5 protein-coding genes and 1 pseudogene are annotated in these 4,125 nt (G+C 41.7%); 1 reads left to right on the forward strand and 5 read right to left on the reverse strand.

Annotation, left to right across the window (positions count from 1 at the left end; all coding sequences use genetic code 11):
• Positions 1 to 177 precede the first annotated feature (177 nt).
• Positions 178 to 279 (forward strand): annotated as a pseudogene (locus C7A19_RS13940) (IS110 family transposase); the annotation flags it as partial.
• A gap of 22 nt (positions 280 to 301) precedes the next feature.
• On the opposite strand, the gene C7A19_RS13945 reads toward C7A19_RS13940, so the two are convergent.
• From C7A19_RS13945 to C7A19_RS13965, 5 genes are all read right to left on the reverse strand, one after another.
• A complete protein-coding gene (locus C7A19_RS13945) occupies positions 302 to 781 on the reverse strand; it encodes a super-infection exclusion protein B (RefSeq protein WP_116645173.1) in 480 nt (159 codons plus the stop codon).
• Positions 782 to 887: 106 nt separating this feature from the next.
• On the reverse strand, positions 888 to 1,691 hold the full coding sequence (locus C7A19_RS13950) for a hypothetical protein (RefSeq protein ID WP_116645174.1): 804 nt from the start codon (positions 1,689 to 1,691) through the stop codon (positions 888 to 890).
• Positions 1,692 to 1,779: 88 nt separating this feature from the next.
• Entirely contained in the window at positions 1,780 to 2,538 is a 759-nt protein-coding gene (locus C7A19_RS15625; protein WP_162300281.1) for a hypothetical protein, read from the reverse strand.
• 88 nt (positions 2,539 to 2,626) lie between these two features.
• Complete coding sequence (locus C7A19_RS13960) at positions 2,627 to 3,346, reverse strand: hypothetical protein (RefSeq protein WP_201264098.1); 720 nt, start codon at positions 3,344 to 3,346, stop codon at positions 2,627 to 2,629.
• 87 nt (positions 3,347 to 3,433) lie between these two features.
• Positions 3,434 to 3,760 (reverse strand): hypothetical protein, encoded by a 327-nt coding sequence (locus C7A19_RS13965; protein WP_116645176.1) that lies wholly within the window; start codon positions 3,758 to 3,760, stop codon positions 3,434 to 3,436.
• Positions 3,761 to 4,125 lie beyond the last annotated feature (365 nt).

The raw sequence follows: 4,125 nt of genomic DNA on the forward strand, positions 1-4,125 counted from the left end.
GGCCTTTAATACCGGAGGTAACCATGTCTACTCAATTCTTTTGTGGTGTTGTTCTCGCCAATCACCACTTTTCTCTTCACGCGGAAGATGACTATGGAAAAGTCATTTCAAATAAATTCCTCTCTATCGCTGAAAGATTTTTATTCTATTTCCACATTTTATGCGCCGCCTAAAATTAAAAAAGTCGCCATTATTTCCTATGTACGTAATATGGTGGAGATCTTAAATTCAATGCTTAGATACGACGTGATGTGGGATGAAAACCTCGCCAAAATTTAACGATTAACGACATACTCTTTTGTTAGTGAGCGGGCTCATTTTCACTTAACGCTTTTTCAAACAACGCCATATCTAGTACGAAACTTTCGCTCATACCGTCAGACATAACCGAGGTCCAAAGTAGTTCTTTTTGAACTAATGATTCGATGGCAGAACTAGATAGATCAAGCCGATTTATTTGCGAAAATGTAAGGGCTGTTCCCCCTGCTTCTACAAATGCGGCAACCACCAGTTTTTCATGCTCAGTGAGTCCGTTAAACGTACACTCTAGCGCTTGCTCAATTGACTTTTTCTTCGCTCGGTCTTGACTCCATTTGTATAAATTAGACGCTGCAATTCGTATGACCGGGAAAGAAATCATTACGCCAAACAATGCAATAACCCAATCATTAAAGAACAGATATGTTGATAAGCCAATTGTACCGGAAACTGATGTAGCAACTCCTCGACCAAAATCGTTCTCGGAATATATACGCTCAGCCCACTTGTCTAGCGCTTTCATTTACATCTCTATTATAAAATCGTTCGAAACTCATTAACGCACGCCTAAACGGCGAGCAACTTGTTGCGAGTCCAGCGGCCACAGGCCGCAATGTTTAAGGCGCTTGTTAAGTTCTATTGCCCGATGCGAGACCACCACCTGTTGTATAAATATGAGCCTGAACTTCAGCATCCTTCAGTTCAATAGGGCCAACATCTTTTACTGCTTCGAAATATTTTGCGGAAAGTTGTTTTGATAAATTTGTATCTAATGCATAAACGCTAGATGACTTGTTTTTAGTAATCGTAATAAGCCCGTAACGAGATAAGTCTTCGTAATACTCTGTTACCTCGTATGGCACCAGACCATGTTGATTCATTAATGATTCAACATCCCGATTGAAAAACACTGCAAGATACTTAGCAATATTTCCGTTGAAATTTTGTACTAGAACTGATTTTTGTTTGTTTTTTAACTTTTTAAATTTTAACTTAACGAAAGCAGTAACAAGCCAATTCAGAAGTAAAACCTTTGAATTAACATCATGTTTTTTGACCCCCACACCTTTTGATATTATTTTTTTAATCTCGTGATGATTTCGATAAACGCCATTCTCTTCAATACATTTATTAAGAATAATTGCTTCGTCGTCGGAAAGACATTCAACAGCTTTAATCGATGAAAAAATACGATGACAATTTTTAGAAACACGTAATATGCAACGACACATGATTAGCAAAACTTTTGCTAATACAAAATGCACGGCGCTATAGAAAACCAATAAAATCATAAGCTTGGCTAGTATTGGCAGTTCAATAGCGACAGGTAGAGACACCGAAAGCATACTCGCGACTAGCACGAAAATTGCTCCAATCGCTTTATTGGCAGTCCAATCCAAACTCAGGATTTCTTTTATGTCCGATAATTTCAACGAAATGACCTTTTAAACTTAACGCCCGCAGCACGGGAAAATTTGGAGCGCAGTGGAAAATTTTTTCCTGTGCCTGCGCTTGTTAGCCTTACGGCCGTATATATGTTTGAACCACAAGCTCATCGGTATCTTTATTTAAGTCAGATTCTAACCCACGCGGATTTGCTACACGCCCATCTGGGTCATAAACAAAACAAACTAGAGCATCACAATCCGGATGAGAGCTATACCTATGAATATCCTCGATTAGCTGGCTACCAACTTCTTTGGCACCAAGCCCTTTGCGAGTTTTTTTGATTTCTACAACGATCCGTTCGGGTTTAAGAAGAAAATCCACTCGCGTTGACTTTCCAGCATTACTTGGAACCCATTCTTCAGCACGAACATCTTCAAATTCAAGATGAAGCAAAGCATGAAATAAGTCTTGAACATCATATTCATCTTGAATATCAATTGTTTCTCTTTCGTTATATCGCTCACGTAACTGCCTAGCTATCAAGTGAAACCGGTCACACAGATTTTCAATAATTTGAATAGGATTCTTTGTATCTGGAACTGTGCTAATTTCACCAGAATCTATTTCTTCTTTAACCGCTTCTAGGACACCTATTCCTGTTCGAATTGATCCGGTGTAAGCCTTTTTAACTTTATCTTGAAACTCTAAATAATATGGGCTTGTAGAAGAAAACTGTTTCTCTAGAAAAGCAAGTGATTGTGTTTTCCATGTGGCAAACAGACCAGAGTCACAAGTTGGAAAGCCAATAACGCCAGAAGGAGGAGATCGATGTGACGCCAGCACTCCATTACCTTTATCTATCAAACTATCGACTTTTTCTAGAATTCCCATGAACTCTCCATAGTGAGGCTAACGCCCGGCTCACTCGCCGGTTTAGAGCCGCGAGGCGGCGGAAAATCGGTCGCTGTGCAGCCGATTGTTAGCGCAGTCGTTCATCACTAAACCCAACCTCTCGAAGTAATAGCCTGCCAAGCGAGGTAATTTTGTAGCCCTTAGTTTTCAGCTTAACCCCTCGACTCGACGTATCCATATCAATGTCTTTTTCTAGTAAACCAAGGGATGCAAGATGCTCCTTATAGCTATTCTGCAGTGTAGATTTGTCGAGTTCTGGCTGAGATGATCCAAGGTGTGCTGCGACTGGATTAAGTATGTGATCATGTCTCTCACGAAACTCCGTATCACCGCCCATGACGGGATTTAAATAAAATCTCAGCCAAATAATTTCAATATCATTCAGCTCGCCAAGAATACGAAGTAAATGCTTGGACTCATAGTGCTCTATATCATCAGAAGAGATACTATTGGAAACAAGCGATGATATGTAATCTCGCCTCTCATCTGTTAGCGATCTCGCAGCTTGCCGCAAGCTTTCCTCAACCAAATCTGTAAAGTTCTCATCAAACATGTTTTGTTTAACAACGTCCTGCTCGATTTTCGATAATCTGCTTTCGAGAGCTTCCGCATATTTTACAATTCTATCTATTCGCTGATTTGGTATTACATTTCCAGCAATTTCCGCAAGTAATGACCCGGCGAAAGGAACCATACCAAGTGCAGACTTTGCAGCAGAAGCGACATAATCAGCACGAGAGTTCTGTAAAACGCCCTCTTCTTTATTAAGATTCTCAGGTTGATCCATATCATTTCTCTCCATCGCGCTAACGCTTTGCGCAGCGGCCGATTTGTGGAGCGCAGCGGAACAAAACGGTCCGACTGACGCTGCTGGTTATGCTTTCATTGAGCAGGGGAACAGATGCCTGAGCACCGCTTTGAGAAAAGCACTGGTGTTATTGTTCTCTACCCTCTCGAGGCTTTCAGTCTCGACACGCAGACCTTGCGTCACGTTCAACTGACTCTCCTCACATCGCCTATCAATGTATTCGGCGACGGGGAACAAATATTGGTCCAATGTTCCTGGGCTTGCGGTGTCTACCTCATTTGCAGATAGCTGAACGAATAGAGCTCCTTGATCGTCCGTCCACAGGTGGTAACGAATTGAACCATCACCTTTAAGCTTTGGCGCCTCGCCTTCGAACCGTTCTACTTTATTCATACTTCTTCACCGTCAATTTGTGGCATAACATTGTATTAGTGCGCATGCGCGATTTCCCAAAACCGTTATCCGCACTCTTTTCTACCTAACTAGCTGTTACCAATAGAGTTATCACCTCTAATGGATACTGCTCTTCCGCGAAAGTGTGCTTGCCGCCTATCTCTATTCTGGTATTCACACTATCCCCAAGCGTGAGTCTGTAAACGCATGACTTATAGACTCTTTTAGTCATCCATTCAGGGATAGTGTGAGTCTGTGACGGATAGACGCGCACGCTTTTGGCTGTGTCTAGCCGATAAGCGGGTTAAGCATCCAAGTATTTAGCCATGCTACCGCCGATCAGTTGTCGGCACCTAACACGCCAT

This window comes from Salinivibrio sp. HTSP (assembly GCF_003390965.1).
In the GTDB taxonomy this organism is placed as follows: domain Bacteria; phylum Pseudomonadota; class Gammaproteobacteria; order Enterobacterales; family Vibrionaceae; genus Salinivibrio; species Salinivibrio kushneri.